Source organism: Streptomyces corynorhini (assembly GCF_003346515.1).
In the GTDB taxonomy this organism is placed as follows: domain Bacteria; phylum Actinomycetota; class Actinomycetes; order Streptomycetales; family Streptomycetaceae; genus Streptomyces; species Streptomyces corynorhini.
In genome coordinates this window covers 225-24,202 of the sequence record NZ_QQNA01000103.1, presented here as the reverse complement: position 1 = coordinate 24,202, position 23,978 = coordinate 225, and the positions used below count along the sequence as shown (strand labels likewise).

Below are 23,978 nucleotides of genomic sequence, written 5' to 3'. Positions count from 1 at the left end.
AACACATGAGGAAGAAAATGACACGCCCCAGAACGACGGCCGCGATCGCCCTGCTGCTGGCGGGCTCCACGGCGCTGACCGCGTGCGGCGGCACGGCCTCGGAGCCTGCGGCCACCAAGGCGGGCCGCGCGACGGGCCCGACGGCGCGGCCGGTCGCCGACCCGGTCGTCACCACGTACGACGGCGGGCTGTACGTCCTGGACGGAACGACGCTGAAGCTCGCCGAGGACATACCGCTGTCCGGGTTCAACCGGGTCAACCCGGCGGGCGACGACCGCCATGTGATGGTCTCCACCGCCACGGGCTTCCGTGTGATGGACGCGGTGGGCGGGCGGCTGACGGACGTCGAGTTCAAGGGCGCCAAGCCGGGCCACGTCGTCCGCCACGCCGGCCGTACGGTGCTCTTCGCCGACGGGACCGGCGAGGTCACCGTCTTCGATCCGAAGGACCTCGGCGACACCGAGCCCGCGACCGAGACATACACCTCCGCCTCCGCCCACCACGGCGTGGCCATCCAGCTGGCCGACGGGGAGTTGGTGACCACGCTCGGCACCGAGGAGAAGCGGGTCGGTATCACCGTCCTGGACAAGAAGCGCGCGGAGATCACCCGCAGCGAGGAGTGCCCCGGTGTGCACGGCGAGGCCACCGCGCGCGACGAAGCGGTGGTCATCGGCTGCGAGAACGGGGTGCTGATCTACCGCGACGGTGCCATCACGAAGGTCAAGAGCCCCGACGCGTACGGCAGGATCGGCAACCAGGCCGGATCCGACGCGTCGCCGGTCGTGCTGGGCGACTACAAGAAGGACAAGGACGCGGAGCTGGAACGCCCGGAGCAGGTGTCGTTGATCGACACGGTCACGGGCAAGCTGCGGCTGGTCGGCCTCGGCACCAGCTACACGTTCCGCTCGCTCGCCCGCGGCCCGCACGGCGAGGCGCTCGTCCTCGGGACCGACGGCCGGATCCATGTCATCGACCCCACGACGGGCAAGGTCACCAAGAGGATCCCCGTCCTCGGCGCGTGGCAGGAACCGCTGGACTGGCAGCAGCCGCGCCCCGCGCTGTTCGTACGGGACACCACCGCGTACGTGTCGGATCCCGCGCACAAGAAGCTGTTCGCGATCGATCTCGCCTCCGGTGAGCGGTCGGCCGCGGTGACCCTGCCGAAGGCCGTCAACGAGGTGAGCGGCGTGAAGGCGCACTGACGCGCTCACACCGACGCGAACATCTCCAGCAGGCCCCGGGGCGCGTCGGCGGCGAAGCAGAGGGTGAGACCGGCCGCGGACTCGGCGGCAGCGGCCTCGGAGCGCGCGAACATCACCCGCTCGTACGCCGCCAGCGCGCCCTCGGTGTCGCCGGGGTGGGCGGCCAGCGCCAGCCCGAGACCGGCCCCGTCGATCATCGCGAGGTTGGCGCCCTCCCCGGCGAAGGGGGACATCAGATGGGCGGCGTCGCCCAGCAGCGTCACCCCGGGGACGCGCTCCCAGCGGTGGCCGACGGGCAGGGCGTGGACCGGCCTCGGGACGAGCGCGCCGTCGGCGTCGGCGACCAGCGCCCGCAGGCTCGGGTGCCAGTCCGGGAAGCGCGCGAGCACGGCCTCCTTGGCGGTCGCGGTGTCGGTGAAGTCGAGGGTGGAGACCCAGTTCTCCGGGACCTTGAACGTGGCGTAGACGTGCAGCCCGCCGTCGGACTCGCGGTGCGCGAGGAGGCCCCGCTCGGCGCCGAGCGCGAAGAGCGTGCCGGCGCCGACGACCGAGGCGCTGACGGGGTGGCGGGCGTCCGCGTCGCGGAGGTTCACCTCGACCATGGAGAAGCCGGTGTACGCGGGGAGCGCGCCGGAGAGCAGCGGGCGCACCCGGGACCAGGCGCCGTCCGCCCCGACCAGCAGGTCGGCGGTGAACACACTGCCGTCGGCGAGGGTCACCTCGTGGCGGCCGTCGTCGAGGGTACGGACCGCGGTGGCCTTGGCCCCCCAGCGGACGGTGCCTTCGGGCAGCGAGTCGAGCAGCAGGTCGCGCAGCCGCCCGCGCTCGACCTCGGGCCGCCCGCCCGTGCCGTCGTCGTCCCGGGCCATGCGGACCTCGGCGTTCCGGTCGAGGACCCGTGTGGCCTCGCCGCCGGGCAGCACCAGCGGGCGGAAGTCCGCCAGGAGCCCGGCGGCGCTCAGGGCCGCCTGGCCGGATTCCTCGTGGATGTCGAGCATGCCGCCCTGATGGCGGACGTCCCGGGAGGTCTCCTGGTCGTAGACGGCCGCTTCGATGCCGTGGACGCGCAGGACCCGGGCCAGTGTCAGGCCGCCGAGACCGGCGCCCACGACGGCGATGCGATGGTGCGTACTCATGATGCCGCTCCTGGCGTTTCGGTGGGGACGGGTTCGGTGGGGACAGGTTCGGTGGGGACAGGTTCGATGGGGACGGGGGTGTGGGCGATGCCGTTGATCAGCGTGCGGAAGCCCCAGGCCAGCCGCTCGTGGGGCGTACCGGACATCAGGGCGGAGCCGAGGGCCGCGATGCGCGGGTGGGTACGCCCGTCCACCGCGCCGACGGCGCGGGTCAGGGCGTCCCAGTCGTCCTGGTCGGCGTCGGCTTCGGCGCCGTCCCGGCCCGCGTGCTCGGCGGCCGTCGCGGTGGCGTGCAGCAGCAGCGCGTCGACGCCCCACGCGGCCCGCCCGCCGGACACCCCGCCCTCGTCCAGCAGCCGCAACAGCGTTTCGAGCAGGGCCAGGTAGCGCGGCCCGCCGGGGCGTGCCACCAGCGCGGACGCGGCCAGTCCCGGGTGAGCGAGGAGGACGGCGGTGTACGCGCCGAGCAGCCCTTCCAGCCGCTCGTGCCACTCCCCCTCGGCCGGTGCCTCGACCGTGCCCAGGAACTCGTCGAGGATCGCCGCGTGCAGGGCGGCGGTGTTGGCGACGTAGACGTAGAGCGAGGCCGGGCCGGTGTCCAGTGCACGCGCCAGGCGGCGCATGGTGACCTTCGGCAGGCCCTCGGCCCGGGTGATCTCCATGGCGGCGGCCACGATCACGGCGCGGCTCAGGGCCGGTTTGGCGGGGCGCTCCCGGCGGCTGCGCGGTGCGGTACGTGGATCCATACCGACACGGTAGCGAACATGTTCGTGAAGAACAAGTACGTGACGAACGCGTTCGTCGGAGCGCCCGGCCGGGGCTTCGTTCGTTGCAGACAGGGCTGGGGGCTTTCGTTTGGATCAGGCCGGATGAGCGAGCGGGGTCTGGTGCCGTGGACCGCGAGGCGCAGGAGGGAGCCCACGCGGAGCGGATGGGGTCTCCCCTGGTCGAGCGAAGCCGAGACCTTGGGGATGACCGACGACAACGCGGCGAGACGCGGCACCAGGGCCCGCGAGCCCGGCACGATCCAAACGAAAGACCCTAGACCGGCAGCCATCGGTAGCGGCGCTCCGGGCGGCCGGCCACGCCGTACCGCAGGGAGACGTCCACGCTGCCGGTGACGGTGAGGTGCTCCAGATAGCGGCGCGCGCTGACCCGGGAGATCCCGACGAGGACGGCGCACTCGCTGGCGGACAGGGTCCCCTCGGCGGCGCGCAGGGCGCGGGTGACCAGCTCCGCCGTCTCGGGGCTCATCCCCTTGGGTACGACGGGTGCGGCGGCCGGGACCGCCGTACCCGCGCTGGTCAGCAGCCGGTCCACATCGGTCTGGTCGCCGATGACGGCGTTGTCCAGGCTCGTGCGGCGCGCGGCGTACTGTTCGAGCCGGACCCGCAGGTCGTCGAAGTCGAAGGGTTTCAGCAGGTAGTTGACGACCCCGTGGCGCACGGCCCCGCGCACCGCGTCCAGCTCGCGCGCCGCGCTGACCACCAGGATGTCGCAGGCGTGTCCGGTCGCCCGGAGGCGGCTGATGACGTCGAGCCCGAAGACGTCGGGCAGATACAGGTCGAGCAGCACCAGGTCCGGGGCGAGTTCCGCGACCCGGGCGAGCGCCTGTTCCCCGGAGTTCGCCTCGCCGATGACGCGGAAGCCCGCGCACCGGTCGACGAAGCCTCTGTTGATGCGCGAGACCATGAAGTCGTCGTCGACCACGAGTACGTCGATCACCGGACCGTCCACACTGCCTGCGCCGTCTCCGCCGTTTTCGAGGTCTCCGCCGTTTTCGAGGTCTCCGCCGTCCGCGCCGTCTGCGCCGTCTCCTGGTCGGGGCGCCCCACCGGCATGTGCGCGGTGAACACGGCGCCGTCGGCGGTGTTGGCGACCGCGACCTCACCGCCCCTGCGGGTACAGACCAGTCGGGTCAGCGCCAGGCCGATGCCGCGTTCGCCGCCCCGGGCCGCCTTGGTGGTGAATCCCCGGGCGAAGACCTCGTGCGCCAGCGCGGGCGCCACCCCCGGCCCCGAGTCCCGTACCACGATCTCCACGCCGGAGGCGTCGTGGCACAGCTCGACCTCCACCCACGCCTCGTCCCCTCCCCCGGCCGCGCCGGGTCCGGCCCCGGCGGCGGCGTCGATGGCGTTGTCCACGAGGTTGCCGGTCACCGTCGCCACGTCGGCGGAGTCGGCGGCCGCCAGCCTCGGCAGCGCCGTGCGTTCCGAGAGCCGCAGCCGCACCTTGCGCTCGGCGGCCAGTGACGACTTGGCCATCACCAGGGCCGCGACGGCGGTGTCGGCGATCCGGCTGGTCACCTGGAGGTCCAGCGACTTGCGGTGGCCGCTCAGCACCCGGATGTAGCGCAACACCTCGTCCGGCTCGTCCATCTGCGTCAGCCCGGAGATGATGTGCAGCTGATTGGCGAACTCGTGGGCCTGCGCGCGCAGCAGCTCCGTGGTGGAGCGGAAGGAGCCCAGTTCGCGTTCGAGCCTGGCCAGTTCGGTGCGGTCCCGCAGGGTGGTCACCGAGCCGAGGGAGCGGCCGTCCTTGACGACGGTCATCCGGTTCATCACCAGCACCCGGCCGCCGCGGATGGCGATCTCGTCGCTCGCGTCCCGGGGATCGGCGCCCGGGTCGCCCCGCTTGCCGGCCAGCACGTCGTAGAGGCGGTCCTCGATGCCCAGCTCGGTCAGGCTCATGCCGACGCAGCGCTCGGGCAGCTCCAGCAGCCGCCGCCCCATGTCGTTCACCAGTGTGACGCGCAGCGCCGGATCGAGCGCGATCACCCCTTCGGCGATGCCGTGGAGCATGGCCTCCCGGTGCTCGGCGAGGCCGGTGATCTCGCGCGGCTCCATGCCGAGCGTCTGACGTTTGATGCGCCGGGCCAGCAGCCACGACCCGAGGACACCGAGGCCGACGGCGATGCCCAGATACAGGACGAGGTACGAGGAGGCTCCGGCCAGCCGCTGCCACACCGTCGGCGCGGCCACCCCGATCATCACCGTGCCCAGGTGCCGGCCCCGGTCGGCCGAGGTGTCGCCGAGGACCGGTGCGCGGGCGGCCAGTTCGTGGGCGCCGTCGATCCGGATATGGCCGGACCAGCCGCGCCCCGCGGCGACGGCGCTGTCCCCGAGCGGCAGCGGGGTGCCGACCAGGGTGGGGTCGGTGGAGGCGACGGTCCGTCCCTCGGCGTCCGCGACGCTGACCGATGTCACTCCGGACTGGGCCTGTGTACTGTGCACCAGCGGGGCGAGCACCTCGCCCGGTCCTGGCTTCCCGAGTCTGCCGCGCACCAGCGGGTTCCAGGCCAGCTGCTCGGCGAGCGCCGTCACCCGGCGGCCCTCGACCCGGTCGAAGGTGGCGGCGGACTGTGCCAGCGAGACCGCGCCGACGGCCGCCACGACCACCACGATGATGGCGAGTTGGAGGACGAGCAGCTCACCCGCCAGTGTCGGCCGGCGGAATCTCGCGCACACGATGAACTCAATCTTCTCTGACCACACGGGACACGGCGACGCCCACCGCGTCGGACCATCATGGCGTCGGGTGCACGGAAACGAAAGGGGCGGATGGTGACGGTTCGGATCACCGCGTTGCTCGGTGTGCTGGTCATCGGGCCGGTCCTCACGCTCGGTGGCTGCGTGGGCGGCCCGTGGGACCGGCCGGGCGGCGGCGGGGGCTGGGCGGCCGAGGCGCGGATCATGGCGCCCAACGCGCCGGGCGGCGGGTACGACAGCACCGCGCGGACGGTGGCGCGGGTGATGGAGGAGACCGGCATCGCGCCCGGTGTGCAGGTGTTCAACCTGCCGGGCGCCGGTGGCACCGTCGGTCTTCAGCGCCTGGTCGACGAGCGGGGCAACGGCGAGCTGGCCATGCAGATGGGGCTCGGGGTCGTGGGGGCGTCCTATGTGTCGGGGTCGCGGGTGACCCTGGCGCAGACCACGCCGATCGCCCGGCTGATCGAGGAGGCGGGTGCGATCGTCGTGGCCCGCGATTCCCCGTACACCTCGATCGGCGAGCTGGTGGCGGCGTGGCGGGCGGAGCCGGGGAAGGTGAGCGTCGGCGGTGGTTCGTCCCCCGGCGGCCCGGACCATCTGCTGCCCATGCGGCTCGCCAAGGCCGTCGGCCTCGATCCCGGGGTGGTCGACTACCACGCGTACGAGGGCGGCGGTGAGCTGCTGACGGCCGTCATGGACGGCCGGGTGACGTTCGGCGCCAGTGGGTACGGGGAGTTCCTCGACCAGGTCGCGGCGGGTCAGCTGCGGGTCCTCGCGGTCACCAGCACGGAACCGGTCGGTGTGCTTAGGGACGTGCCCACGTTGAAGGCGTCCGGCATCGATCTGGTCTTCGCCAACTGGCGGGGGATCGTGGCCCCGCCGGGGATCGGCGCCCGCGAGCGCGCGCGCTGGACCGAGGCGCTGGACCGGATGCGCCGCTCGGCGCGCTGGCGGGCGGAGCTGGCCAGACACGGCTGGAGCGACGCGTTCCTGACCGGCGAGCGCTTCGCCGACTATCTGACCGAGCAGGACAGGGCCACCGCGGAGATCCTGTCCCGGCTCGGACTGATGTCGTAGGGCCGTGCCCGGCTCAGGAGGCCAGGGCGTAGACGATCCACGCGAAGAGGAAGCCGACCACGCCGATCAGCGTCTTGATCACCGTCCAGGTGCGGAACGTGGTGGGGATGTCCATCCCGAGCAGCTTGCCGAAGAGCCAGAAGCTGGCGTCGTTGACGTGCGGCACGACCGCCGAGCCGCCCGCCAGGGCGAGGACCATCGCGGCCGTCTGTACGGGGTTGAGACCGGCGGCGAGGACCGAGGCGCTGAGCAGCCCGGCCGAGGTGGTGATGGCGACGGTGGCGGTGCCCAGCGCGATGCGCAGGATCGCGGCGACGACGAACGTCGAGACGATCAGCGGCAGTCCGGTGTCGCGCAGGGTGTTCGCCAGCGCGTCGCCGATGCCGCTGGTCACCAGCACGCTGCCGAACATGCCGCCCGCGCCGGTGATGAGGACGACCGGGGCGATCGGCTTGAGGGCGTTGTCGTACAGGTCCTCCAGGAAGTCCCTGCTGCGTCCGCGCCGGGTGCCGAGCACGTACGACGCCGTGATCACGGTGATCAGCAGGGCGACCGGGGTACTGCCCAGCACGCGCAGGACGTCGGCCCACGCGAGGTCCTTCGCCAGCGCTCCGGTGTCCACCGCCGTGCGCAGGCCGGTGTTGAGGAAGATCAGCCCGAGCGGGAGCAGCAGCAGGAGCAGCACCGTCGACGCCTTCGGCGGGGCGATGTCGCCGCCGGGGTCGCCCCCGGGGTCGCCGCCGGATCCGTCGCCTGAGCCGCCCGCGGTCTCCTTGCGCGGTCCTCCGGTGAGGAGTTCGGGCACGGGCAGGACGATCCGGCCGCCGATCCAGATGCCGTACAGGTAGCCGGATATGTACCAGGTGGGTCCGGCTATGAGTACGCCCAGCAGTACCACGAGGCCGACGTCGGCGCCGAGGAAGACCGTGGCCGCCACCGCCCCCGGGTGCGGCGGCAGGAAGATGTGCATCGTCGACAGCGCCGCCGCGGCGGGCAGCGCGTAGCGCAGCACACCGCCGCCGAGCCGACGGGCCACGGCGAAGACGATGGGCAGCATGACCATCAGCGCCGCGTCGAAGAAGATGGGGAATCCGAACAGCAGCGACGCCACCCCCAGTGCCAGGGGCGCCCGTTTCTCGCCGAACAGCCGGATCATGGTGTCGGACAGGGCCTGGGCGCCGCCGCTGATCTCGACGATCCGGGCGAACATCACGCCGAATCCGACCAGGAGGGCGACCTCGCCCAGGGTGCCGCCGAACCCGTCGATCAGGACGTCCACGATCTCGTCCGTCGGCACGCGGGCGGCGAACGCGGTCCCCAGACTGACCAGCGGCAGCACGATCAGCGGATGGATCTTCACTCTGATGATGAGGAACAACAGGGCCAGGACCGCCGCCCCCGCTATCAGCAGCAGCGGCAGTGTGCCCAGGGTCGACTGCACTTCTTCGGTCTTCATGCTCGGTGGTGTCGCCTTCCCACGGAAGTCGGTGATGCGCGAAGGGACGTTCGCCGATCGACCGGCCCCGCGCCCGCACCGACTCTGCCGAAGGCGGTGAGCCGCGTCACTCTTGCGCAGGTAGCGCTCTTATTGATCGTTGTGTTCGCGGCGGTGGAAGGGCCCGGTCCGCGTCGGTGATCCGGTCGATGCGGTAGTAGCGCGCGACGCACTTCGCCGGCCAGACCTTGCGGCCGTGGTCGGCGAACGGCTCCCGCATCCCGCTGATCGGCAGCGGGCGGTACGGCAGGACGTGGGCGCCGAGCGCGGCCCCTGACCGCAGCCGCCGGTCCTGGTGGTCCCACGCGAGGGCCCGTGCCCGCATGGTGTCCTCCAGGCGTACCAGCGGGAGGGCGAGCGCCAGGCACACCGCCGCGCACGCCAGGACGCCGCCCGCCGCCCCGGTACGCCGCCGTGCGCGCAGCGCACCGCCCAGCAGGGCGCCCGCGCCGACGAGCAGCGCGAGGTACAGCAGGAGGAAGTCGTTCCAGGTCCGGCTGACCTTCGCCACCCCCGCGCCGAAGACGGGGTACGCGAGGAGCGTGCAGAGCCAGCCGGAGAGCAGCAGCGCGACGACGCCGGTCCCGAACAGCGTGGCCGGGTGCGGCGGTACGTTGCGCGGACGGCCGTCGGTTCCTGTCACGAGCAGCCCGAGCAGCAGACCGGCCGCGACCGCGCCCAGGTACGGCCAGCTGGTCAGCACGGTGGCGAGGATGTGCGCGAAGGCCCGGAGCGATCCGGCCAGGGAGTCCGGCGCGAGGAGGGACACGCCCCGCACCCCGTGGCTCTCGCGGCGGGCGCGCGAGCCGGGGGACAGGACGAGCACGAGGGTGCCCAGCGCGGTGCCGAGGACGCCCGCGGCGCACCAGATCCGCAGCGCGGTCCTACGGCGCCCGGTCAGGATCCGGTGGCCCGCCACGAGGGCGGAGGCGAGGGTCACGAGGACGACGACCGAGACGCCCTCGGAGAGCGTCCCCAGCACGGCCCCCGCGACGAACACCGTGGCCACGGCGGCCTTCCGGGCTCCGCGCGAGCGGGCCCGCAGCAAGGGGATCGCCGCCGCGCAGGCGAGCACGGGCGCGACGGTGTGCGAGACGGACGAGGCGGGCCAGTAGAACGCCTTGTACGTGTTGGGTGTGGCGAGGAGGAACACCGCGGTGACCATGGCGGCCACGAGCAGCGGCACGCCGCGCGGCGCCGTCAGCCGGGCCCGGCCGAGCGCCGAGACGGTCACGGCCCACAGGACGCCCAGGACGAGTACGGTGCTGATCAGCGCGTACCACTGGTGCCCTGCGACGCCGAACCCGGCGTACAGACCGGTCAGCACGCCGTTGGCGACGCGTCCGTTGTCCGCGAGGTAGAACTTGCCCACCAGTGCGGAGACGCCGTCGTCGCGCACCACGGGCAGGAAACACCAGTCGTCGGCGCCGGGGCGCACCCAGCGTCCGAACCACACCGCCGCGCCCAGCAGTCCGAGCGGCGCCAGCGCCAGCGCCGGTGGCCAGCGGGCCGTCCGGTGGCCGGTCCGCCGCTCAGGCGGCATCGGACTCGTCCGCCGGCGCCGCGGCACGCGTCGCGCCGGAGGTGATGGCCCAGCGGGCGGCCAGATAGACGGCCGTGTTGACGAGTCCGACCGTCACGAAGAAGGCGAACTGCCGCATGGTACGGGCGGGGACGGGCCGCCGGGGCCCGCGCGGGACACGGCGGCGGGTACGGCCCGTGCCGAGCGGCCGCAGCCGGCCGAAACACGGCACGACGACCGACAGCTGAAGGGCCGTCATCCTGTTCCCCTCTGCCCGCTTCCGCCCTGTTCGCCCATCATGGCGGTGTCCGGGCCGGGGGGCCGGTCCCGCCGGACGCGGCACAAGGATGAAAGATCCCCTTCCCGCGCATACGGAGGAACGCCGGAGCGGCGGCGCGACCGGGTACGGTGTTGACCGGACGCGGGGTGCCGCGAGCGCCCGGCGTCCGATGTAAGAGCACATGGCATCATCGGAAAGGAGACGGCATGTCATCGAAGCGTCGCCGTAAGAAGAAGGCTCGTCGTAAGAACGGCGCCAACCACGGCAGCCGCCCCCAGTCCTGAACAGAACGGCCGAGCCGACCGCGCCCCCTTCCGCACCAGGGAAGGGGGCGCGGTCGTGCCCGGCAACCGGACGTTCCCGGCCACATGGAACCAATCGCTCGATCTCCGTGCATGAAATGACTTTCCAGAGAATTCCTCGCGGATTTTCAACAGCGAGTGGTAACTCTGTTGAATGTTTAGCAACGGAGGCTCTTGAACCGGCCAATGAAAATGCGTCAGAGTTCCGGTGCGGCGCCCGGGAAACCGGCGCCGCCAGACGGCGGCCACACTGTGCGATCGGCTTGTCCGGGCCTTCGCACTCCCCCCATGCACGGCCGCCCGCTCTGTGAACGGAAGGAATACCGTGCGAATATCGCGGAACATTCTCGCAGCGACGGCGGTCGGCGCGCTTCTCGCCGTCACCGCCGCCTCCGGCGCCCAGGCCGCCGGACAGTCCGCCGACCGCTACGACCCGGCGATGGTCGAGGCGCTGGCCACCACCCTCGGGGTCAGCGAGCAGGCGGCCACCGCGCGGCTCGACCGCCAGGCGACACAGCAGGACAGACTGGCCGCGCTGGACAAGAGCGGCGTGCCGACGGACGGCGCCTTCTTCGACAAGGCGGGCACGCTCGTCGTCAACACGACCGGCGCCCAGGCCGAGCGGCGTATCGAGGAGGCCGGACTGACCCCCCGCGCGGCCGGCCACGGTCAGAGCGCGCTCGACCGGATCAAGGCCGAGCTGGACGCCAAGGCGCTCCGGCAGGCTCCGGCCGGTGTCACCGCCTGGTCGGTGGATCTCGCCTCCGACACGGTCACCGTCGAGGTCGACAACGCCACGGGCGCGGCGGCGAAGTCCTTCCTCAAGGCGGCCCGCGCGCACGGCGACGCCGTCCGTGTGGTGGAGAACCAGCAGCAGCTCAGCACCCAGGCCGTGGTCAGCCCGGGAGACGAGATGTCGTTCAACGGCTATGTCTGCTCGGTCGGTTACGGCGCCCAGGACTCGTCCGGCAAGCAGTACCTCGTCACGGCGGGCCACTGCATCGAGGACCTGCCCGTCCTGTCCTACAAGGGCACGCGCTTCGCGCAGGGAACCGACTCCCGCTTCGCTGTCGGCAGCAACAGCGTCGACATGGGCATCGCCGCCGTCGACTCGGGCAGCTCCCTCGCCACCCAGGTCGGGACGTACGGCAGCGCCGGTACCGTCGCCGTCCAGGGCAGCACGCGGGCCGCGGCAGGCGCCGACCTGTGCAAGTCGGGCCGTACGACCTTCTGGACCTGCGGCAAGGTCAACTCCTACAACGTGACGGTCACCTACTCCGACGCCAGTGGCGGCCCCGACACCGTCGTCACCGGGCTGGGCAGCTCCTCGGTCTGCACCGAGGGCGGTGACAGCGGCGGCGCCTACATCTCCGGCAACCAGGCCCAGGGCATGACCTCGGGCGGCCCGTCCGCGCAGCGGTGCTCGGGCAGTGTGAACTCGCCCGGCTCGTCCTACTTCCAGCCGCTGGACGACGCCCTCTCGCACTACCGGCTCACGCTGAACACCAACTGATCCCCTCCCCCCACCGGATGACGGGGGCCACTCATCGGATACGGTGAGTGGCCCCCGTCCTTCGACCGAACCTCCTCGCCGGAACCGGCCCCATCCGGCCACCTCCGGCGGCCCCGGAGGGGAGGAGTACCCGTGCACCAGCACCCCGTGCACCAGGAGAGCAGCCGGGACAGCGCCGTCCCGCCACCCGGCGGCCCGGCCGGCGCACCGCCCTCGGACGCCACCTTCGCCCTGGTCTTCCAGCAGGCCGTCAAGGCCCGCGGGCTGTCCCTGGACCGTGTGCGCAACCGCCTCGCGGAGCAGGGCATACGGATCAGCCTGACCACCCTCAGCTACTGGCAGCGCGGACGCAGCGAGCCGGAACGGGCCGGATCACTGCGCGCCGTCGACGCGCTGGAGGAGATCCTCGCGCTGCCGACCGGCACGCTCCGCTCCCTGATCGGCCCCTACCGGCCCCGGGGGCGTGTGGCGTCACAGGCGCACGATCTGCGCACCTCGCACCGGGTGTTCGGGGAGAACTCGCTGGCGGAGCAGATACTCGGCGACGACTTCGGCTCGCTCAACGAGGACATCGGCACCCTGAGCATCCGTGAGACCGTCACGATCGACGAGAACCGGCGCCTGAGCGCCATCGCGATCCAGCAGGTGCTGCGCGCCACCCGCGACGGCGCCGACCGGCTGACCGCCGTGCACACCTTCGACAGCGGGGCGCGCGCGGTGCGCACCACCGTGCGCTGCGGAATCCAGGGCCAGGTCCGCTTTCTGCCCGAAGTGAGCACCGTCGTCACCGAAATCGAATTCGGCAGCAAGCTGGCGAAGAACGAGACAGCGGTCATCGACTACACCATCTCCGTCGACCCGGGTGACGGCCGCGACGACCATTACGAACGGCGTACCCGCGTGCGGCTGCGCGAATATCTGCTGCATGTCTATTTCCACCCGGCGGCACTTCCGGTGGTCGGCCACCGCTACTACCGCGAGCGCTCAGGAGCGCGGAAGAGCTACAACCACCGCGTGGTCCTGGACGCCTCGCACACGGTGCACGCGGCGGCGGGCAGATGCCCCGCCGGCATCCACGGCATCTCCTGGGAGTGGCCGGGAGCCGACGGGGCCTGACGCCGTCCGGCCGGTCAGCAGTTCTTGAAGTCGGCCTTCGGGTTGTTGTACGAGCAGGTGTCGGCCTTGGCGCCGGACGCCTTGCGCAGCGTCGCGGTGTCCTTGTCGTTGTTCCACACGTAGGCGCCGCGGTTCTGGTAGCGGTTGACCGCCGTGTCCTTGCCCTTGCCGGTGCGTACGGTCACCGTCTTGCCCTTGCCGAGGCGGTAGCTCCCGAAGGTGTAGGTGTGCCTCGAGGCGTCGGTCAGCGTCCAGCCCTTGAGGCTCACGGCCTTCGACGTGGTGTTCCTGATCTGTACCCACTCACCGTTGAGGCTGGCGTTGGAGCGGTTGTCCGGTCCCGGGCTGTTGTAGTAGATCTTGTGCAGGTGGACCGAGCCCGCGGCGGCCTGTGCCTGCGCGGGCAGCAGGGCAGGACCGGCGAAGGCCGCCGCGACGGCGGCGGCGGCGAGTGTGCGGGTGTGACGCATACGCAATCCCCATGTTCAGGCCGAGCACCCCCCAATGGCAGCTCGGCAGACGCACATAATAGGGATATCGCATGCCCCGGCGGGCGCTCTTCGCGGAACACGGACATGAGCGGACATCAGGGGTTGAGACTGCTGACGACACCGGCCGTCGCGGAGATGCCGTTGGCGATGGACGGCGCCATGCTCGTACCCGCGAGGAAGAACCCGAGCAGGATACAGACCAGCGCGTGCGAGAGCTTGAGCCCGCCGCTGCGCAGGAAGACCACCGCGAGAATCACCAGAAGCAGCAGCACTGAGATGGAAATGGCCACGGACAACCTCCTCCGCCGCACCGTTGTGCGCGGCATTCGGCCGCCAGTGTGGCGGAGGAGACGGTCCGTACGGCCGACTGGCGTGTCCGCCGTACGGGTGGTTCGGGTCGGGGGCGGGCGTGCGTGCGGGCCGTACGGGTGGGGCCCGCACGCGGCGGGCCGCCCGGCGCGGGACGCTATCCGGGGGCGGGCAGGTCGACGAGGGCGGCCAGCGCCTCCTGGTGACGGCCGGTCGAACCGAGCGCGGTGGCAGCCGACTTGGCGCGCTTGAGGGCGAGGTGCGCGGGGTGCTCCCAGGTCATGCCGATCCCGGCGTGCAGCTGGACGCACTCCTCGGCCGCGTGGACCGCGACCGGGCCGCAGTACGCCTGGGCGAGCGCGACCGCGAGCGGGGCGCCGGGATCCCCGGTGGCCAGCGCGTCGGCCGCCGCGCGGGCGGCGGCGCGGGCCGAGACCACCTCCAGCCACAGCTGTGCCATGCGGTGCTTGAGCGCCTGGAAGGATCCGACGGGACGGTTGAACTGGTACCGCTCCTTGGTGTGCCGGACGCTCTCCTCCAGACACCACTCGGCGATCCCGAGCTGCTCAGAGGCGAGCAGGCCAGCCCCGGCCAGCAGTCCCGCGCGTACGGCACGCTCCGCTTCGGGCGCCGCGGCGATCCGCAGCCCGGCGCCGGGGTCGACGGTGACGGCGGCCAGCGGCCGGGTCAGGTCGAGCGGGGTCAGCGGCTCGACGGTGACGGCGGGCGAGGCCGTCTCGACGGCGTACAGCCCGTCCTGACGCGGGACGAGCAGCACATCGGCCCGTACGGCGTCGGCCACACCGCGCACCGTCGCCGCGCCGACGGGCAGCGGGGCGTCCGGGGCGGTGCCGAACGGCACCGCGAGCACCGCGACCCCGCGGCCCTGCGCGAGCGCGGTGAGCAGCCCGGCGACGTCCGGGTCGTCGGTGTCGCACGCCAGGAGCGCCGAGGTGGCCAGCACCGAACTGGTGAGGTAGGGCGCGGCCGTGACGGCACGGCCCAGCTCCTCCAGCACCACCGCCGCCTCACGGTGGCTCGCGCCCTGGCCGCCGAGGCTCTCCGGTACGAGCAGACCGGCCGCGCCGATCCCGGCGGTGAGCGAGGTCCACAGCGCGGGATCGTACGGGTCGCCCGACTCGGCGCGCGCGAGGGCGGCCGGGAGATCGGCGCGGTCGGCGAGCAGCGCCCGTACCGCCGCGCGCAGGTCGTCCTCGGGCTCGGAGTAGAGGAGATCGGGGGGTGTGCTCATCGGGCCAGGTCCTTCCAGGCGACGTCCTTGTCGTCACGCGGCTCCGGGGGCAGGCCGAGGACGCGTTCGGCGACGATGTTCAGCAGTACCTCGCTGGTACCGCCCTCGATCGAGTTACCCTTCGCGCGCAGATAGCGGTAACCGGCGTCGCGGCCGGTGATGTCCACACGCTCGGGGCGGCGCATGGTCCAGTCGGAGTACAACAGGCCCTCGTCAGCGAGGAGTTCCACTTCCAGGCCGCTGATCTCCTGATTGAGCCGGGCGAAGGAGAGCTTCAGGCCGCTGCCTTCGGGGCCCGGCTGTCCGGCGGCGAGCTGCTGGCCCACCCGCTCGGCGGTGAGCCGTGCCACCTCGGCCTCCACCCACAGGGTGAGCAGGCGCTGGCGCAGTGCGTGGGTGCGCAGTTCCGGCCGCTCGCGCCAGACGCGGGCGACCGCGCCGATCATGCCGCCCTCGCGCGGGAGCCGGGCCCCGCCGATGGAGACGCGCTCGTTCATCAGGGTCGTACGGGCGACCTGCCAGCCCTCGCCGACACCGCCGAGGCGGTGTGCGTCGGGGATGCGCACCCCGGTCAGGAACACCTCGTTGAACTCGGCCTCGCCGGTGAGCTGGCGCAGCGGCCGCACCTCGACACCGGGGTCGGTCATGTCGCACAGGAAGTAGGTGATGCCCCGGTGCTTGGGCAGAGCGGGGTCGGTGCGGGCGATGAGGATGGCCCAGCGGGCGAGATGCGCGCCGGAGGTCCACACCTTCTGGCCGTCGACGATCCAGTCGCCCGAGGACTCCTCCCGTACGGCGCGGGTCGCCAGCGCCGCGAGGTCGGAGCCCGCGCCCGGCTCGCTGAACAGCTGGCACCACACCTCCTCGCCGACCCACAGGGGCCGCAGGAAGCGCTCCCTCTGTTCCCGGGTGCCGTAGCGCAGGATGGTCGGCGCGGCCATGCCGAGGCCGATCCCGATGCGGCGGGGATCGTTGTCGGGGGCGCCCGCGGCCGCCAGGTCGGCGTCCACGACGCTCTGGAGCGCGCGCGGCGCGTCGAGTCCGCCGAGTCCTGGCGGGTAGTGCACCCAGGCCAGTCCGGCGTCGAAACGGGCCCGCAGGAAGTCCTCCTCCGCGGTGCTGGACGGCGGGTGGGCGGCGAGCAACCCGGCCACGCGGGTGCGCAGTTCGGTGGCGTCGGTCATCGCAGAACCCCCTGCGGGAGGACGACGGACCGGCCGGTGGTGGCGCCGTCGGCGACGCGCTGCACGGCGTCGGCCGCGTCCTTCATCTCCACCCGCTCCCCGATGAGCGGCCTGATGGCGCCCCGGTCCGCGAGTGCGGTCAGCTCCTGGTGACAACGGGCCACCGAGGCCGGGTCCTTGGCGACGTACAGGCCCCAGTGCAGGCCCATGATGGTGTAGTTCTTCACCAGCGCGTGGTTGAGGGCCGGGGTGGGGACGACGCCGCTGGCGAAGCCCACGACCACCACCCGGCCCTCGAAGGCGACGCACTTCACGGACTTGGCGTAGGCGTCGCCGCCCACCGGGTCGTAGACGACGTCCGCGCCCCGGCCGCCGGTGGCCTCCTTGACGGCCGCGACGAGGTCGTCGCCGTGCCGGTCGATGACCAGGTCGCAGCCCAGTTCGCGGGCGACCGCGGCCTTGTCCGGGCCGCCGGTGACGCCGATGACGGTGGCTCCCGCGGCCTTCCCGAGCTGGACGGCCGCGCTGCCGACGCCGCCGGCCGCCGCGTGGACGAGCAGGGTCTCGCCCGGCTGGAGGCGTGCCCTGCGGTGCAGCCCGAACCAGCCGGTCTGGTAGCCGACGTGCAGGGCGGCGGCCTCGGCGTCGTCGAGCGCGTCCGGTGCGGGCAGCAGCCCCGCCGCGTCGGCGACGGTGTGGTCGGCGAGTCCGCCGTACGGCAGCGCGGGGGTGGCGATGACGCGCCTGCCGTCCTCGGTCTCGCCGCAGATCTCGACGCCGGGGGTGAACGGCAGCGGCGGCCTGACCTGATATTGGCCCCGGCACAGCAGCGCGTCCGGGAAGTTGATGTTCGCCGCCCTGACCAGCAGCCGCACCTGTCCTTCGGCGGGGACCGGCCGCTCCACCTCCTCCAGCCGCATCACCTCGCCCGGCTCGCCGTTCCGGTGCACTCGCCATGCCTGCATTGGGGGCCTCCACACACGAGGGACAGTACCGCGCATACTAAGCGGTCGCTTGCCTCTCGGGATACCGCTTCGCCGCCCCGGAAACAGCCGCCGTGAAAACAGCCGCCCCGGAACCGGCCGCCCCGGAAACAGCGGAGCCCGCGCGGGTCGCGCGGGCTCCGTGCGGTGCGGACCGGTCAGTCGCGGCCGGCCGGCGTCACGCTCCTGGGGGCGTCAGGGAAGATCGGCACCGGTCTGATCCGGCGCAGATACGCCTCCGCCTGCCAGATCGCCTCGCGAGCGGTGCGCTGCCCCATCAGTACGCACAGGGTGTAGGCGACGTCCTCGAACCGGCCCCGTACCGTCTCGTCCAGTGGATCGGCGAGCACGAGCCGCTCCCAGGCGCGGTACCGGGCCAGCAGATCGGCGACCAGATGCCTGTTCGGCAGCAGCATGTCCACCACCTCCCGCTCGGAATGGGTGCGCTCACGCGTGCCTCGGCGCACAGCGGAGCACCAGCCCCCACGGCTCCATTGTGCCCCCGCGGCCCGGCATCCGCGCGGCGAGCGGGTCCGGCGCCCGCCGGGAGCGGGGGCCTCAGCCCTCGCCGCGCGCGAGCGCCAGCAGCCGGTCCAGGACGCGCGGGCCGCCGGCCCGTACCCCGTCGTGCTCGAACTCGTCGGTCACCCAGGTGCGCAGCCCACGGATCGCCCGAGCGGTGCGCAGCGAGTGTTCCGTGTCCACGTACATGTCGTCGTGGTAGACGGCCGCGGCGACCGGCACCTCGTTGGCGGCGAGCCGGGCCGGGTCGTACAGGGCGGGCCAGTCGGTACGGGCCGCGAGCAGTTCCGCGGTCTCGCGCAGCGGGACCAGCGCGGGGTCGCTCTCGAAGTGCCAGGGGTGGATGGACTCGCCGGTGAAGTACAGCGGCCCCTCGCCCGCCAGGGTCTTGTCCGCGTCGAACCGGGCGAACTCGCCGCGCACCCGCTCGGCGGCCCAGCCGGACGGCCCGCCCTCCTGGGCGTAGATCGCCTCGTGGAGCAGCGCGTACAGCGGATGTCCGGCGAACGAGAGCACGGAGGCCACGTTCTCCTGGAAGGCGTCGGAGAGGACCGGGCCCTTCGGCGTGCGGACGAAGGCGTTCTCCAGCAGGTGGTTGAGCTGGTGGCTGCCGTCGCCGCCGCCGAGGAGGATGCCGAGCGACTGGAACGCCTCGGGGGTCAGGATGTATCCGCCCGGCAGCACCGGCCGGTGCTCCGCCGCGTACTGCGCGATCCGCCGGGCCCGCGCGATGTCCTGGGGGTAGCGGGCGTAGTGCGCCTCGACCTTGCGGGCGATCCGCGGATACGCGGCGCGGTAGACCTCGTCGGGTGTGGCGTCCAGCGAGGGCAGCCCGCCGGTGATCAGTACGGTGGCCAGCCCCTCGGGGGCGGCGGACAGGTAGTGGGTGGCGCAGAAGCCGCCGAAGCTCTGGCCCAGCACGGTCCAGGGCGCGCCGCCGGTGAGCAGCGGCCGGATGGTCTCGCAGTCGCGCACGATGGCGTCGGCGCGCAGGTGCGCGAGGTGGTCGGCCTGCTCCCGGGGGCCGCCGCGCAGCGGCAGGGTCTGCCGGTTGGCCGGGGTGGAGAGCCCGGTGCCCCGCTGATCGAGGAAGAGCACCCGGAACTCCTGGAGGGCCCGGCCCAGCCACGCCTGCCGGCCGATGAAGCGGCGTGCCCCGAAGCCGGGGCCGCCCTCCAGATAGATCAGCCACGGCAGGTTCTCGCCCACCCGGGCGCTCGCGACGGCCTCCCGTGCGTACAGCTCGATCCGCTCCCCCGCCGGATCTCCGTGATCGAGGGGGACCGTGAAGCTGTGGTCGGTGAGGACGACGCCGGGATGGCGGTAGCTGGTCAAAGGGGTCCCGTTCTCGAAGGCCCCCGGGCGGGGGCGGCCCATGCCGGACAGTTCAGCACACCGGACAGGGCCCGCCCGAGCCCGCCCCGTGTCCCGGGGGCGATACGCACGGCGCGCCGGTCGCGTTCAGTGGCCCGGCGATCCCGGACGGTCCCGCCCGCGTGCGCGCGGGGCGGGCGGCTCCTAGCGTGAGGTGATGATCCGGTTCGAGCGGGTGAGCAAGGTCTACCCGGACGGTACGGCCGCTGTGGACGGGCTGTCCTTCGAGGTCGCCGCCGGTGAGCTGGTGACGCTGGTGGGGCCGTCGGGCTGCGGCAAGACGACCACCATGATGATGGTGAACCGGCTGATCGAGCCCACCTCCGGCCGGGTCCTCGTCGACGGGCGCGACATATCCGGGGTCGATCCGGTCCAGCTGCGCCGCCGGATCGGCTATGTCATCCAGCAGGTGGGGCTGTTCCCGCACCGGACGGTCCTGGACAACACGGCGACCGTGCCCGCCCTGGTCGGCTGGAAGCGGTCGAAGGCGCGGGCGCGGGCGGCGGAGCTGCTCGATCTGGTGGGGCTCGACCCGGCGACGTACGGCCCGCGCTATCCGGCGCAGCTGTCGGGCGGGCAGCGCCAGCGGGTGGGGGTGGCGCGCGCCCTGGCCGCCGATCCGCCGGTGCTGCTGATGGACGAGCCGTTCGGCGCGGTGGACCCGGTGGCGCGCGAGCGGCTCCAGAGCGAGTTCCTGACGCTCCAGGCGACGGTGCGCAAGACGGTGCTGCTGGTGACGCACGACATCGAGGAGGCGGTACGGATGGGAGACCGTATCGCCGTGTACGGGCAGGGGCGCATCGAGCAGTACGACAGCCCGGCCGCCGTCCTCGGCACCCCCGCCACCGCGTACGTGGCCCGCTTCGTCGGCGCGGACCGGGGTTTGAAGCGGCTGTCGGTCACCGCTGTCGAGCGGGCCGACCTGGAGGAGCCGCCGGTCGCCAGGACCGAGGAGCCGGCCGGGGACGCGGCGCGCCGGATGCGGGCGGAGGGCGCCCGCTGGGCGGTGGTGCTGAACGGCGACGGCGAACTCCACGGCTGGGTCTCGGCCCTGGCGCTCGACGCGGCGCCGTCGGCCCTGGGCGCCGCGCTGCCCCGGGTGGGCGATCTGGCCCGCCGGATGGAGGCGTGGGTGCCGCTCGGCTCGCCGTTGAAGCAGGCGTTCAGCGAGATGCTCCAGCACGACGCGGGGTGGGTGGCGGTGCTGGACGGGAGCCGGTTCGCGGGGGTGCTGACCCCGGCCAAGCTGCACGAGGCGCTGCGCCGCTCGGTCGACGCGGACGCGCAGGGCGTGGGGCGCGCGGAGGTCGACTTCGATTCGGTGTCGGACGCGTAGGCGGGCCGGACGCGCGGCCGTGTCCGGCGGTGCCGTGGTCTTCTGCCGGGCTGCCCGCGGCCGTACGGTGTGACCGTCCGGGCGTCCTGACGCGCTCCGGCCGGTTCTCGAAAAGGCGGTCCTCATGTCCCTGTTCGATATGCCCCTCGACAAGCTTCGCGCCTACCGCAGCGCGTCCGTGGAGCCGGACGACTTCGACCAGTTCTGGGCCAAGACCCTCGAAGAGGCGCGCGGTCACGACCTCGACGCCCGGTTCGAGCCCGTCTCCACCGGGCTGACGGGGCTGGACGTCCTCGACGTGACCTTCGCCGGTTTCGGCGGGCACCCCGTCAAGGGCTGGCTGGTGCTGCCCGCGCACACGCGGGAGCCGCTGCCGGTGATCGTGGAGTACCTCGGGTACGGCGGCGGGCGCGGGCTGCCGCACGCGCATCTGCTCTGGGGCTCAGCCGGGTACGCGCACTTCGTGATGGACACCCGGGGCCAGGGCGCCGGGTGGAACGGCGGCGACACCCCCGACCCGGTGGGCAGCGCGCCCTCCTTCCCCGGCTTCATGACCCGGGGCGTCGAGGACCCCGAGACCTACTACTACCGGCGGCTGTTCACCGACGCGGTGCGCGCCGTCGAGGCGGCCCGTTCCCATCCGCTGGTCGACGCGGAGCGCACGGCGGTACGCGGGGCGAGCCAGGGCGGTGGTATCAGCATCGCGGTGGCCGGGCTGGTGCCGGATCTGTCGGCGGTCGCCGCCGATGTGCCCTTCCTCTGCGACTTCCCGCGCGCCACGACGTTCACCGACCGCACTCCGTACCGCGAGGTGGGCAACTATCTGAAGACGTACCGCAACCGCACGGAACAGACCTGGCGCACCCTCAGCTACTTCGACGGGGTGCACTTCGCGGCGCGCGGGCGGGCGCCCGCGCTGTTCTCCGTGGCGCTGGAGGACATGACCTGCCCGCCGTCGACGGTCTTCGCGGCCTTCAACTCCTACGCGCACCAGGACAAGTCCATCGAGGTGTACCACTTCAACGACCACGAGGGCGGCGAGCGGTACCAGGAGGCCGCCCAGCTGGCCTGGTTCCCGGCCCGGCTGACGCCCTGACAGAGCCATGGTCCCCGGCCCGGTTCAGGGAGCGGCCCGTCCAGGAGCGGCCCGTCCAGGAGCGGCCCGTTCAGGACCGGCCCGTTCAGGACCGGCCCGTTCAGGACCGGTCGGCCGGGATCAGCCCCTTCTCCTCCAGATATGTCCGGGCGACGTCGTCGGGCAGCCGGCGCCAGCTGTCGACCCGCTGGTTCAGCGAGGCGAGATCCCCGGTGGTCAGCACGGTGTTCAGCCGGTCCAGCGCGCGGACGATCCCCGCGCCGCCGGCCCGTGCGCGGTTGACGACGGGGACGATGTGGTCCGCGTTCTGGAGGTGCTTGTCGTCGGCGAGGAGCACCAGACCGAACCGGTCGAGTGTGGCGTCGGTGGTGGTGGTCAGGACCATCTGGTCCTGACCACCGCGCACGGCCTGTTTGGCCGGGGTGGTGCCGACGCCCTTGGGGTCGATGCCGGTGATGTCGATGCCGTAGGTCCGGCGCAGCCCCGGCGCGCAGTACGGGCGCTTGACGCATTCGTCGCCCGCCGCCAGCCGCACCGGCAATCCGGAGGCGCCGAGGTCGCTCAGGGTCCTGAGCCGGTGCTCGCGGGCGTAGGAGGCGGCCACGGCGAAGGCGTTGCGGTCGACGGCGCGGCCGGGGTCGAGGACGGCCAGTCCGCGCGCGGCGGCCAGCGGGCGCAGCGCCGCCATGGTGGCCCGCAGATCGGGTGAGCCCGCCGGGGCGGCGCCGGGGCCGCGGGTCCTGGCCGCGAGCCAGTCGGCGAAGGTCGCCGCGTACTCGGGCACGACGTCGATCTGGCCGCTCTCCAGCGCGGGCTCGTAGATCTCGCGGTTGGTCACCGAGAGGACCGTGGTCCGGTATCCGGCCCTGTCCAGCAGGAGCGCGTACATCCTGGCGAGCAGATCGCTCTCGGTGAAACCGGCGGAGCCGATGGTCAGCTGTCGGCTGTCGCCCGGTGGCGCGGTGACCTCGCCCCGGTTCTCCAGGGACGGCCCGGTGGCGCAGCCCGCGCTCAGCAGCAGCGCCGCGACCGGGACGAGGGCGGTGCGCGGCCCGGCGGCCGTGCGGGGACGGGCCCGGGTGGGGGGCGGTGGTCTCATCAGGCGCGGCCCCGTACCCGGCCCGGCGCGACCCACCCCACCAGCGCGAACACCGCCTCCACCAGCAGCGCGAACACGGCGACCAGGACCGCCCCCGCGATCACCTGGGCGGTGTCGGCGAGATGGAATCCGGCGGTGATGATCCGGCCGAGTCCGCCGCCGCCGACGAGCGCGGCGAGCGTCGCGGTCGCCACCAGTTGGACGGCGGCGATCCGTACCCCGGTCAGGATCAGCGGCAGGGCCAGCGGTACCTCGACGCGCCACAGCAGCTGACCGCCGGTCATCCCCATGCCGCGCGCCGCCCGCACGACGTCCCGGTCGACGCCGCGCATGCCGGCATAGGCGTTGGTGAGCAGCGGCGGGAGGGAGAACAGGACGAGCGCGATGACCGTCGGCCACTGGCCGTGTCCGCCGACCGGGGTGAGGAGCAGCAGCACGAGGACGGCGAAGGTGGGGACGGCCCGGCCCGCGTTGGAGACGTTGACGGCGAGTGCGCCGCCCTTGCCGAGATGGCCGAGGACGAGGGCGACGGGCAGGGCGAGCGCGCAGCCGAGGGCGAGGCAGACGACGGTGAGGAAGAGGTGTTCGCCGAGCCGGTTCGCGATGCCGTCGGGCCCCGTCCAGTGGGCGGCGCTGGTGAGCCAGGACCAGGCGGCGGTGAGCGTGTTCACGGGCCCGCCCCGCGGGTCCAGGGGGTGAGGAGCCGTTGCAGGGCGAGCAGCAGCAGATCGGCGGCGACGGCGATCAGGACGCACAGGGCGGAGGCGGTGAGGACCTGGGCCTTGAAGTAGGTGTTCATCCCGGCGTAGATGAGGTTGCCGAGTCCGCCGTGCCCGACGATCGCGCCGACGGTGACGAGGGAGACGGCGGAGACGGTCGCGATCCGCAGGCCCGCGACGGCGGCGGGCAGCGCGAGCGGCAGTTCGACGGCGAGGAGCAGCCGCAGCGGGCCGTAGCCCAGGCCGCGCGCGGCCTGCCGGGTCTCCTCGGGTACGGCCCGCAGGCCCGCGAGGATGTTGCGGACGAGCAGGGTGAGCGAATACAGGACGAGTCCGGCGACGACCAGCGAGGCGGAGAGTCCGTACACCGGAAGGAGCAGGGAGAACATCGCCAGGGAGGGGACGGTGTAGAGCACGGTGGTGGCGCCGAGCACGGGCCCCGCGGCCCACCGCCAGCGGCGGGCGGCGAGGGCGAGGGGCAG

General features: G+C 72.8%; 24 protein-coding genes. 7 read left to right on the top strand and 17 right to left on the bottom strand.

Annotation, left to right across the window (positions count from 1 at the left end):
- Nucleotides 1-17 precede the first annotated feature (17 nt).
- Nucleotides 18-1,202: a zinc metallochaperone AztD gene (gene aztD, locus DVH02_RS14625; RefSeq protein ID WP_114624245.1), complete on the top strand. Its 1,185-nt coding sequence runs from the start codon at nucleotides 18-20 to the stop codon at nucleotides 1,200-1,202.
- Between the two features lie 5 nt (nucleotides 1,203-1,207).
- Here the strand turns inward: aztD and DVH02_RS14620 are convergent, their stop codons facing one another.
- From DVH02_RS14620 to DVH02_RS14605, 4 genes are all read right to left on the bottom strand, one after another.
- On the bottom strand, nucleotides 1,208-2,338 hold the full coding sequence (locus DVH02_RS14620) for an FAD-dependent oxidoreductase (protein ID WP_114624244.1): 1,131 nt from the start codon (nucleotides 2,336-2,338) through the stop codon (nucleotides 1,208-1,210).
- Nucleotides 2,335-3,084: a TetR/AcrR family transcriptional regulator gene (locus tag DVH02_RS14615; RefSeq protein ID WP_114624243.1), complete on the bottom strand. Its 750-nt coding sequence runs from the start codon at nucleotides 3,082-3,084 to the stop codon at nucleotides 2,335-2,337. The genes DVH02_RS14620 and DVH02_RS14615 overlap by 4 nt, the downstream gene beginning before the upstream one ends.
- A gap of 295 nt (nucleotides 3,085-3,379) precedes the next feature.
- Nucleotides 3,380-4,030, bottom strand: a complete 651-nt coding sequence (locus DVH02_RS14610) for a response regulator (protein ID WP_233518229.1) — start codon at nucleotides 4,028-4,030, stop codon at nucleotides 3,380-3,382.
- 29 nt (nucleotides 4,031-4,059) lie between these two features.
- Nucleotides 4,060-5,805 (bottom strand): sensor histidine kinase, encoded by a 1,746-nt coding sequence (locus DVH02_RS14605; protein ID WP_114624287.1) that lies wholly within the window; start codon nucleotides 5,803-5,805, stop codon nucleotides 4,060-4,062.
- A gap of 93 nt (nucleotides 5,806-5,898) precedes the next feature.
- On the opposite strand from DVH02_RS14605, the gene DVH02_RS14600 reads away from it, so the two are divergent.
- A complete protein-coding gene (locus DVH02_RS14600; RefSeq protein ID WP_114624242.1) occupies nucleotides 5,899-6,903 on the top strand; it encodes a Bug family tripartite tricarboxylate transporter substrate binding protein in 1,005 nt (334 codons plus the stop codon).
- A 13-nt stretch (nucleotides 6,904-6,916) separates the two neighbouring features.
- On the opposite strand, the gene DVH02_RS14595 is transcribed toward DVH02_RS14600, so the two are convergent.
- The 3 genes from DVH02_RS14595 to DVH02_RS14585 form a co-directional block, all read right to left on the bottom strand.
- Nucleotides 6,917-8,359, bottom strand: a complete 1,443-nt coding sequence (locus tag DVH02_RS14595; protein WP_114624241.1) for a GntP family permease — start codon at nucleotides 8,357-8,359, stop codon at nucleotides 6,917-6,919.
- A 106-nt stretch (nucleotides 8,360-8,465) separates the two neighbouring features.
- Complete coding sequence (locus tag DVH02_RS14590; RefSeq protein ID WP_114624240.1) at nucleotides 8,466-9,941, bottom strand: DUF6056 family protein; 1,476 nt, start codon at nucleotides 9,939-9,941, stop codon at nucleotides 8,466-8,468.
- Nucleotides 9,931-10,179, bottom strand: coding sequence for a hypothetical protein (locus tag DVH02_RS14585; protein ID WP_114624239.1), 249 nt, complete (start codon nucleotides 10,177-10,179; stop codon nucleotides 9,931-9,933). The genes DVH02_RS14590 and DVH02_RS14585 overlap by 11 nt, the downstream gene beginning before the upstream one ends.
- Nucleotides 10,180-10,406: 227 nt before the next feature.
- Here DVH02_RS14585 and DVH02_RS37115 point away from each other — a divergent pair, with 227 nt between their 5' ends.
- From DVH02_RS37115 to DVH02_RS14575, 3 genes are all read left to right on the top strand, one after another.
- The gene (locus DVH02_RS37115; protein WP_370443954.1) at nucleotides 10,407-10,484 is read left to right on the top strand and encodes a 50S ribosomal protein bL37; all 78 of its coding nucleotides are present in this window, start codon (nucleotides 10,407-10,409) and stop codon (nucleotides 10,482-10,484) included.
- 343 nt (nucleotides 10,485-10,827) lie between these two features.
- Nucleotides 10,828-12,015, top strand: coding sequence for a S1 family peptidase (locus tag DVH02_RS14580; protein ID WP_114624238.1), 1,188 nt, complete (start codon nucleotides 10,828-10,830; stop codon nucleotides 12,013-12,015).
- 132 nt (nucleotides 12,016-12,147) lie between these two features.
- The gene (locus tag DVH02_RS14575; protein WP_114624237.1) at nucleotides 12,148-13,131 is read left to right on the top strand and encodes an XRE family transcriptional regulator; all 984 of its coding nucleotides are present in this window, start codon (nucleotides 12,148-12,150) and stop codon (nucleotides 13,129-13,131) included.
- Between the two features lie 14 nt (nucleotides 13,132-13,145).
- On the opposite strand, the gene DVH02_RS14570 is transcribed toward DVH02_RS14575, so the two are convergent.
- From DVH02_RS14570 to DVH02_RS14540, 7 genes are all read right to left on the bottom strand, one after another.
- Nucleotides 13,146-13,601 carry a lamin tail domain-containing protein gene (locus DVH02_RS14570; protein ID WP_114624236.1) on the bottom strand — a complete coding sequence of 152 codons (456 nt, stop codon included), beginning with the start codon at nucleotides 13,599-13,601 and terminating at the stop codon, nucleotides 13,146-13,148.
- 116 nt (nucleotides 13,602-13,717) lie between these two features.
- The gene (locus DVH02_RS14565) at nucleotides 13,718-13,912 is read right to left on the bottom strand and encodes a hypothetical protein (protein ID WP_114624235.1); all 195 of its coding nucleotides are present in this window, start codon (nucleotides 13,910-13,912) and stop codon (nucleotides 13,718-13,720) included.
- A gap of 176 nt (nucleotides 13,913-14,088) precedes the next feature.
- Nucleotides 14,089-15,183: an acyl-CoA dehydrogenase family protein gene (locus DVH02_RS14560; RefSeq protein WP_114624234.1), complete on the bottom strand. Its 1,095-nt coding sequence runs from the start codon at nucleotides 15,181-15,183 to the stop codon at nucleotides 14,089-14,091.
- A complete protein-coding gene (locus DVH02_RS14555) occupies nucleotides 15,180-16,367 on the bottom strand; it encodes an acyl-CoA dehydrogenase family protein (protein ID WP_114624233.1) in 1,188 nt (395 codons plus the stop codon). The genes DVH02_RS14560 and DVH02_RS14555 overlap by 4 nt, the downstream gene beginning before the upstream one ends.
- Nucleotides 16,364-17,332, bottom strand: coding sequence for an NADPH:quinone oxidoreductase family protein (locus tag DVH02_RS14550; RefSeq protein WP_114624232.1), 969 nt, complete (start codon nucleotides 17,330-17,332; stop codon nucleotides 16,364-16,366). The genes DVH02_RS14555 and DVH02_RS14550 overlap by 4 nt, the downstream gene beginning before the upstream one ends.
- Nucleotides 17,333-17,508: 176 nt before the next feature.
- Entirely contained in the window at nucleotides 17,509-17,766 is a 258-nt protein-coding gene (locus DVH02_RS14545; RefSeq protein WP_114624286.1) for a DUF5133 domain-containing protein, read from the bottom strand.
- Between the two features lie 142 nt (nucleotides 17,767-17,908).
- Entirely contained in the window at nucleotides 17,909-19,207 is a 1,299-nt protein-coding gene (locus tag DVH02_RS14540; protein WP_114624285.1) for an alpha/beta fold hydrolase, read from the bottom strand.
- Between the two features lie 196 nt (nucleotides 19,208-19,403).
- On the opposite strand from DVH02_RS14540, the gene DVH02_RS14535 reads away from it, so the two are divergent.
- Together DVH02_RS14535 and DVH02_RS14530 are read left to right on the top strand one after the other, a co-directional pair.
- Nucleotides 19,404-20,582 carry an ABC transporter ATP-binding protein gene (locus tag DVH02_RS14535; protein ID WP_114624231.1) on the top strand — a complete coding sequence of 393 codons (1,179 nt, stop codon included), beginning with the start codon at nucleotides 19,404-19,406 and terminating at the stop codon, nucleotides 20,580-20,582.
- Between the two features lie 124 nt (nucleotides 20,583-20,706).
- Nucleotides 20,707-21,678 carry an acetylxylan esterase gene (locus DVH02_RS14530; RefSeq protein WP_114624230.1) on the top strand — a complete coding sequence of 324 codons (972 nt, stop codon included), beginning with the start codon at nucleotides 20,707-20,709 and terminating at the stop codon, nucleotides 21,676-21,678.
- 100 nt (nucleotides 21,679-21,778) lie between these two features.
- Here the strand turns inward: DVH02_RS14530 and DVH02_RS14525 are convergent, their stop codons facing one another.
- From DVH02_RS14525 to DVH02_RS14515, 3 genes are all read right to left on the bottom strand, one after another.
- On the bottom strand, nucleotides 21,779-22,777 hold the full coding sequence (locus DVH02_RS14525; protein ID WP_114624284.1) for an ABC transporter substrate-binding protein: 999 nt from the start codon (nucleotides 22,775-22,777) through the stop codon (nucleotides 21,779-21,781).
- The gene (locus DVH02_RS14520; RefSeq protein ID WP_114624229.1) at nucleotides 22,777-23,448 is read right to left on the bottom strand and encodes an ABC transporter permease; all 672 of its coding nucleotides are present in this window, start codon (nucleotides 23,446-23,448) and stop codon (nucleotides 22,777-22,779) included. The genes DVH02_RS14525 and DVH02_RS14520 overlap by 1 nt, the downstream gene beginning before the upstream one ends.
- A partial coding sequence (locus tag DVH02_RS14515; RefSeq protein WP_233518226.1) for an ABC transporter permease occupies nucleotides 23,445-23,978 on the bottom strand: 534 nt, incomplete at its 5' end. The genes DVH02_RS14515 and DVH02_RS14520, both read right to left, overlap by 4 nt.

What these genes read in the sequence shown, in the direction of transcription:
- aztD (WP_114624245.1), top strand. Translation starts at nt 18, where the DNA reads ATGACACGCCCCAGAACGACGGCCGCGATCGCCCTGCTGCTGGCGGGC.
- DVH02_RS14620 (WP_114624244.1), bottom strand. Translation starts at nt 2,338, where the DNA reads ATGAGTACGCACCATCGCATCGCCGTCGTGGGCGCCGGTCTCGGCGGC.
- DVH02_RS14615 (WP_114624243.1), bottom strand. Translation starts at nt 3,084, where the DNA reads ATGGATCCACGTACCGCACCGCGCAGCCGCCGGGAGCGCCCCGCCAAA.
- DVH02_RS14610 (WP_233518229.1), bottom strand. Translation starts at nt 4,030, where the DNA reads ATGGTCTCGCGCATCAACAGAGGCTTCGTCGACCGGTGCGCGGGCTTC.
- DVH02_RS14600 (WP_114624242.1), top strand. Translation starts at nt 5,899, where the DNA reads ATGGTGACGGTTCGGATCACCGCGTTGCTCGGTGTGCTGGTCATCGGG.
- DVH02_RS14595 (WP_114624241.1), bottom strand. Translation starts at nt 8,359, where the DNA reads ATGAAGACCGAAGAAGTGCAGTCGACCCTGGGCACACTGCCGCTGCTG.
- DVH02_RS14590 (WP_114624240.1), bottom strand. Translation starts at nt 9,941, where the DNA reads ATGCCGCCTGAGCGGCGGACCGGCCACCGGACGGCCCGCTGGCCACCG.
- DVH02_RS14585 (WP_114624239.1), bottom strand. Translation starts at nt 10,179, where the DNA reads ATGACGGCCCTTCAGCTGTCGGTCGTCGTGCCGTGTTTCGGCCGGCTG.
- DVH02_RS37115 (WP_370443954.1), top strand. Translation starts at nt 10,407, where the DNA reads ATGTCATCGAAGCGTCGCCGTAAGAAGAAGGCTCGTCGTAAGAACGGC.
- DVH02_RS14570 (WP_114624236.1), bottom strand. Translation starts at nt 13,601, where the DNA reads ATGCGTCACACCCGCACACTCGCCGCCGCCGCCGTCGCGGCGGCCTTC.
- DVH02_RS14560 (WP_114624234.1), bottom strand. Translation starts at nt 15,183, where the DNA reads ATGAGCACACCCCCCGATCTCCTCTACTCCGAGCCCGAGGACGACCTG.
- DVH02_RS14555 (WP_114624233.1), bottom strand. Translation starts at nt 16,367, where the DNA reads ATGACCGACGCCACCGAACTGCGCACCCGCGTGGCCGGGTTGCTCGCC.
- DVH02_RS14550 (WP_114624232.1), bottom strand. Translation starts at nt 17,332, where the DNA reads ATGCAGGCATGGCGAGTGCACCGGAACGGCGAGCCGGGCGAGGTGATG.
- DVH02_RS14545 (WP_114624286.1), bottom strand. Translation starts at nt 17,766, where the DNA reads ATGCTGCTGCCGAACAGGCATCTGGTCGCCGATCTGCTGGCCCGGTAC.
- DVH02_RS14535 (WP_114624231.1), top strand. Translation starts at nt 19,404, where the DNA reads ATGATCCGGTTCGAGCGGGTGAGCAAGGTCTACCCGGACGGTACGGCC.
- DVH02_RS14530 (WP_114624230.1), top strand. Translation starts at nt 20,707, where the DNA reads ATGTCCCTGTTCGATATGCCCCTCGACAAGCTTCGCGCCTACCGCAGC.
- DVH02_RS14525 (WP_114624284.1), bottom strand. Translation starts at nt 22,777, where the DNA reads ATGAGACCACCGCCCCCCACCCGGGCCCGTCCCCGCACGGCCGCCGGG.